At 61.3% G+C, this 6,420-nt stretch carries 3 protein-coding genes; 2 read left to right on the top strand and 1 reads right to left on the bottom strand.

The annotated features are described in order from the left end of the window. Positions 1-90 precede the first annotated feature (90 nt). On the bottom strand, positions 91-4,317 hold the full coding sequence (gene hrpA / locus ACNA0J_RS27675; protein ID WP_415822149.1) for an ATP-dependent RNA helicase HrpA: 4,227 nt from the start codon (positions 4,315-4,317) through the stop codon (positions 91-93). Positions 4,318-4,587: 270 nt separating this feature from the next. On the opposite strand from hrpA, the gene argA reads away from it, so the two are divergent. Beyond that, on the top strand, positions 4,588-5,943 hold the full coding sequence (gene argA, locus ACNA0J_RS27670) for an amino-acid N-acetyltransferase (protein ID WP_415822148.1): 1,356 nt from the start codon (positions 4,588-4,590) through the stop codon (positions 5,941-5,943). Positions 5,944-6,107: 164 nt separating this feature from the next. Continuing rightward, positions 6,108-6,380, top strand: a complete 273-nt coding sequence (locus ACNA0J_RS27665; RefSeq protein WP_415822147.1) for an oxidative damage protection protein — start codon at positions 6,108-6,110, stop codon at positions 6,378-6,380. Positions 6,381-6,420: the final 40 nt, after the last annotated feature.

The following is a 6,420-nucleotide window of genomic DNA, read 5'->3' as shown; positions in this document are numbered from 1 at the left end:
AGTCTGGACGCGCNNGCGTCCAGACCGGCCGAACGGGTCGGCGTACCCTTTACACGCCAGCCCCCGGCGGTTCAAGAACCCCACCCGACGCTACCTCCGCAACGACTCCCAAGCCTTCACCAACCGCTTCACCGAAACCGGCATAGGCGTCCGCAATTCCTGCGCAAACAACGCCACCCGCAACTCCTCCAGCAACCACCGAAACTCATCCAACCCGGGATCCGAAGCCCCCTTCAACGCAGCCCTCGCACGTTGATACTGCGTGAGCAAAGGCGCCATATCAGACATCAACCGCGCATCCCGGGCCGGATCAGCCCGCAGCTTATCGATACGCGCCACCGCAGCCTTCAGATAGCGCGCAAAATGCGCCAGATGCGCATACGCCGTATCGCGGATGAACCACTTCGGCACCAGCGCCCCGATCTGCTGCTGCAGATCCGCATAAGCCGCCGCATGCGGTTTAGCCTGAGGCAGCTTGCGCTGCAACGCTGCATACTCAGTCAGAATCGCATGCGACAGCCGAGCGACCTCCTGGGCCAACAACCCCAGCCGCCCCTTGCCATCCTGCCGCCGCGCCTCAAACGCCTGCTCGTCGGCAGGCCACGGATCCGTCAAACAAGCCTGCGCCAACGCACAATCAATGATCTGATCACGCAGATCCTCTTGCGTGCCCAAGTTCATATACAGCATGCTCATCTTGGTGAGATCAGGCAAATTCTTTTCCAGAAACTTCACCTGGTCACGCAACCCGATCCGGAACAACCGCAACAACCCCGAGCGATGATGGCGCCTGGCCTCGTCAGGATCATCGAACACATCCAGATCGCAGTGCGTGCCACGATCCACCAGCGCCGGATAGCCAATGACGGACTGCCCCTTGCGCTTGATCTCCATGATCTCCGGCAACGCGCCAAAAGACCACGAGGTCAGGTTCTCATGCGCCAATGCCTGGGCAACCCCCGCATCGCGCACCGCCAACTGCTGGAACGTCGCTTGTGCCTGTTTGCCGAACTCGGCCTTCAGTTGCGCCAGATTGCGTCCGGCCGCGAGCATACGTCCGTGCTCGTCAACCACTTTGAAATTCATGAACAAGTGGGCAGGCAAGGTCTCCAACTTGAAATCGCCGGTAGCCGGACGAACCTGGACCTGATCCCACATATCAGCGATCAAAGCATCCACCAAGCCCCGTTGCGGATCCGCCATACGGTCGTACCAGCGATCATAGAAACCGGCCGCGTAATCAGGCAAAGGCACACAATGACGCCGCAGCTTTTGCGGCAGCGACTTCAGCAACAGATGTGCCTTTTCTTTCAGCATGCCCGGCACCAGCCATTCACAGCGAGCAGGATCGATCTGATTCAACGCAAACAAAGGCACAGACAACGTCACCCCATCACGCGGCGAACCCGGCTCGAAATGGTAGTCCAGCGGCATGACCACGCCCTGCCACTCCACCTGTTTCGGAAACACGTCAGTCGTCACGCCCGCCGCCTCGTGCCGCATGAGCTCGTCACGCGTGAGCATCAACGCAGCAGCGGCCGCTTTATCCAGGCCGTGCACCCATTTTTCCAGGCTCGCCGTCTGCGAAATCCCCTCAGGTAATTGGCGGTCGTAGAACGCGTAGATCAACTCATCGTCAACCAGAATATCGGGACGACGCGCCTGGTGTTCGAGCTTTTCAATGCCAGCAATCAGTTTGCGATTGTGCGCAACGAATGGCAGGCGCGTATCGATCTCGCCCGGCACCAGGGCCTGACGGATAAATAATTCACGCGCATGCTGCGGATTGACGCGGCCATACTGAATGCGCCGGCCAGCGTAGACGATCAGGCCATACAATGTCGCACGCTCATTGGCGACCACCTGCCCCGCCTTCTTTTCCCAGCGCGGATCGGACCAATTGCGGCGCAGCAGATGCGAGGCCACGCGCTCGAGCCACACAGGCTCAATACGCGCCACGCAGCGGGCATATAACCGCGTGGTCTCGACCAACTCGGCGGCCACGATCCAACGGCCGCCTTTTTTCGCCTGACGCGAACCCGGGTGTATATGAAAGCGAATATCGCGCGCACCGCGGTAATAGCCGCCCTCGTCGCTCTTGAAACCGATATTGCCCAGCAACCCCGACAACAACGCAAGATGCAGCTGCTCATACGTCGCCTCGGTCTGGTTGACTCGCCACCCCTGCTCGCCCACCAGCGCCGACAGCTGCGTATGCACATCGTGCCATTCACGCAAACGGATGGGCGACAGGAAATTCTGGCGCAGCAACGCTACGAGTTTGCGTTGCGAAGCCTTGTGCTGCACTTGTTCGCCATACCAACGCCAGAGCTTCAAAAACGACATGAACTCGGATTTGTCGTCGGCGAACTTGGCGTGCGCGGCCTCCGCCGCCTCGCGTTCTGCCATGGGACGATCACGCGGGTCCTGCACAGACAGCGCCGAGGCGATGATCAGCATTTCCGCCAAGCACTGTTGCTCGCGTGCCGCCAGAATCATGCGGCCAATGCGAGGATCGACGGGCAGCTTGGCCAACTCGTGACCCGTGTGGGTCAACACATATGACGAGCCCGTGCGCGAGGCTTCGTTCGCCTCCTCATCATCCGAAGCCGACGCCGACTCGATCGCGCCCAACTCCTGCAGCAGATGATAACCATCGGCGATGGCACGCCCCGGTGGCGCCTCGACAAACGGAAACTGTTCGATCTCGTCGAGCCTGAGCGACTTCATCCGCAGAATCACGGAAGCCAGCGAAGAACGCAGCACCTCTGGATCGGTGAACGCCGCGCGGCCATTGAAGTCCAGTTCGTCATAGAGACGAATACACACGCCCGGTCCGATACGCCCGCAGCGCCCGGCACGCTGATTGGCCGAGGCGCGGCTGATCGGCTCAATACGCAGTTGCTCGACCTTGTTGCGCCACGAATAGCGCTTGATACGCGCCAGCCCGCTATCGATCACAAAGCGAATGCCCGGCACCGTCAACGAGGTCTCGGCCACGTTGGTCGCCAGCACAATGCGGCGCGCGTTGGTGCGCGGATGGAAAATCTGCTCTTGCTCGGCCTGTGACAAGCGCGCATACAAAGGCAGCACTTCGGTGCCTGCAGGATGATGTTTGCGCAGCGCCTCTGCCGACTCGCGAATCTCACGCTCGCCAGGCAGGAATACCAACACATCGCCAGGACCATGGCGCGCGCATTCGTCCACCGCATCCACAATTGCGTCGATCAGATCGCGTTCTTCGTCACCAGCCAAGCGTTCGCGATTCGACTTGTTGCCGGGCGAATCCTCGCCCTCATCCGTTTCATCGCGGACCGGCCGATAGCGCACCTCGACTGGGTACAACCGGCCCGACACTTCTATCACGGGGGCAAGGCGCAGTCCTGGATGATCGGTGGATACTCCCCTGTCGCCCTTGCCTGCGCGGCTCCGCTCATCTGCACTATTTCCCTGTCCTGGGCGACCCGAGCGATCTTCCCCAGCTTTCTGGCCTTCGCTATCCGGTCCGCGCTTGCTTGCTACCGAATCGCCCGAGGTGCCGCCGATCTCAGACGCAAAATGGCGCGCAAAACGTTCGGCATCAATCGTCGCCGAAGTAATAATGACCTTCAGGTCGGGACGCCGCGGCAGCAGCTGTTTCAGATAGCCCAGCAGAAAATCGATATTCAGGCTGCGTTCGTGCGCCTCATCGATGATCAGCGTGTCATAACGGCGCAGCAACGGATCACGCTGCGACTCGGCCAGCAAGATGCCGTCCGTCATCAGCTTCACCGAAGCATTCGGGCCGGTGCGATCATTGAAGCGCACCTGGTAACCAACAATTTCACCTAGAGCGCTGTTCAGTTCCTCGGCGATGCGTTTGGCGACCGACGTGGCGGCCAGCCGGCGCGGCTGAGTATGGCCGATCATGCGCTGGCGGCCACGGCCCAATTCCAGGCAGATCTTGGGTAACTGCGTCGTCTTGCCCGACCCGGTTTCGCCGCTGACGATCACCACCTGATGGCTGGCGATGGCACGCGCGATCTCCTCTCGCCGCGCGCTGACCGGCAAGTCCTCGGGATAGGTGATGACGGGAATGGGCCGCTCGGGCGGCGGCGCCTTGTCCGCCGCAGACGAACGCGGTGCATCGCGCCGGCCATGCTGACGCTTGCCCGAAGTGGGCGCATCGCGTGGCGGGGCCTGTTCAGGCGCGCCTGGCGAGGGCGCATCGCGTCGCTGGCCTTGCTCACGCTTGCCTGACGCAGGCACATCGCGCGGACCTTGCTCACGCTTGCCTGGCGTCTTGCCGCGCGCGGGCGGAGGGGAAACTTCTGACATGTGCGATTTATCCTTTAAGCCGCCATTATAAAAACTTGTCATGCCTGCGCTGAGAGCGCCCGTTGTCCCGCCGCCATGGAACGAAGCCGGGCTCAATGCCGCCCCATCAGGCCCCTCTGGTGCAGAACTGTTGCATAGATACCCTTTTTGATTCGATTGATTTAGGGCCTGTCCCTGTCACGGTCATATAATTTCGTGCAGCGCCGCCCTACGCGGCACCGGCCACGCCCTTGAGCGTGCCTACGTCCTCAGGAAGCTCATCCGCCCATCATGTCCGATCAGGAACCAGAAACCGTCTCTGCCCAAGAAGCCCCCGAATTCGCCGCTGCCCAGTTTGTCCGATGGTTCCGAGACGTGGCGCCGTATGTGCATGCATTCCGAGGCAAGACCTTTGTGATCGCCTTTGGCGGCGAACTCGTCCAGGCGGGAGCGCTCAATGCGCTGGTACAAGACTTGTCGCTGTTGTCCGCGCTGGGCGTACGCATGATCCTGGTGCACGGATCACGCCCCCAGGTGAACGAGCAACTGCGCCTGAAAGGATTCACCCAGCAGTTCGATCGTGGTATGGCGCCCACCGACCCCGCAGCGCTGGAATGCGCCAAAGAAGCAGCGGGCGAGATTCGCCTGGATATCGAAGCCGCCTTCAGCCAGGGCTTGCCCAACACGCCCATGTCGCATTCGCATATCCGGGTGATTTCGGGCAATTTCGTCACGGCCCGCCCCACGGGCGTGGTCGACGGGGTGGACTACCAGCACACCGGGCAAGTCCGCAAAATCGATGTCGATGCGCTGAAGTTCGCCATTGAACGAGGCTCGATTGTCCTGCTGTCGCCCCTGGGCTTCTCGCCCACTGGCGATGCCTTCAATCTGGCCATGGAGGACCTCGCCACCAGTGTCGCGGTTGCCCTGCGTGCCGAAAAACTGATTTTTCTCTCCAGTTCGCCAGGAGTGCTGTCACCGGATGGATCGGTGGACACCGAGCTCGCACGCGTCGACGCCGATGCCCTGTTGCAGCAAGGCGATCTGGACGAAGACACCGCGTTTTATCTGCGGCACGCCTCGCTGTCAGTCAAACGCGGTGTAGCCCGCGCACACCTGGTGCCCTACGCCCTGGACGGCAGCGTTCTGCTGGAAATCTTTACCCACGATGGCGTGGGCACCATGGTGGTCGAGGATACGCTGGATGACCTGCGTCCCGCGACACTGGACGACGTCGGCGCGATTTTGAGCCTGATCGAGCCCCTGGAGGCCGATGGCACGCTGGTGCCGCGTCCGCGCAGTGTCATCGAACGCGAGGTGGAACACTTCACGGTACTGGAGCACGACGGCGTCATCTATGGCTGCGCGGCGCTGCACCCCTACCCCGAGGAGCACATGGCAGAAATGGCCTGCCTCATCGTGCATCCGGAATGGCAAGGCACCGGCGAAGGCGAAATCCTGCTGCGGCACATGGAGTCGCGTGCCCGGGCCATGGGCGCGCGGCGGCTGTTCGTGCTCACCACTCGCACCTCGCACTGGTTTATCAAGCGCGGCTTTGTCCAGGGCGGCATCGCAGATTTGCCCCGTGGCAAGCAGAACAATTACAACCGTTCGCGTAACAGCCTGATTTTCATCAAAAAATTGTGATTAGCTGACGGGCTGCTCCAGCCCTGAACCGGTCCTGCTGCACGGGCGGCTCATATGAGCCGCCCGGTTCGGCAAGCCCAGCGGGCGCGCTGCTGTGCCCCTTGCGCCCACGCCAATGCCAAGCCCGGTAAAATGACGGATCTCATTCAAACCGGCAGCAAACCATGTCCCGTATCGTCAACTGTGTAAAACTGAAACGCGAAGCCGAAGGGCTCGATTTTCCGCCGTACCCCGGTGAAATGGGCACGCGCATCTGGCAAAGCATTTCCAAGGAGGCTTGGGAAGAGTGGAAACAGGTCCAGACGCGTCTGGTCAACGAAAACCGCCTGAACCTCGCGGACGCTCGCGCCCGCAAATACCTGCAACAGCAAATGGAACGCTTTTTGTTCGAAGACGGCAGCGTCGAAGCCCAGGGCTTCGTGCCGCCCTCGGAATGATCGCGACCCAATGATCATCATGCCCGGGCCCTGACGGGCC

It is taken from the genome of Bordetella tumbae (assembly GCF_965139195.1).
Taxonomy (GTDB): domain Bacteria; phylum Pseudomonadota; class Gammaproteobacteria; order Burkholderiales; family Burkholderiaceae_B; genus Bordetella_A; species Bordetella_A tumbae.
Note: the sequence above shows the minus strand (reverse complement) of the source record. Positions and strands in the feature narration are given on the sequence as shown.

Bases quoted from the DNA above. Each gene is read 5' to 3' on its own strand.
- hrpA (WP_415822149.1), bottom strand. From the start codon at position 4,317: ATGTCAGAAGTTTCCCCTCCGCCCGCGCGCGGCAAGACGCCAGGCAAG.
- argA (WP_415822148.1), top strand. From the start codon at position 4,588: ATGTCCGATCAGGAACCAGAAACCGTCTCTGCCCAAGAAGCCCCCGAA.
- ACNA0J_RS27665 (WP_415822147.1), top strand. From the start codon at position 6,108: ATGTCCCGTATCGTCAACTGTGTAAAACTGAAACGCGAAGCCGAAGGG.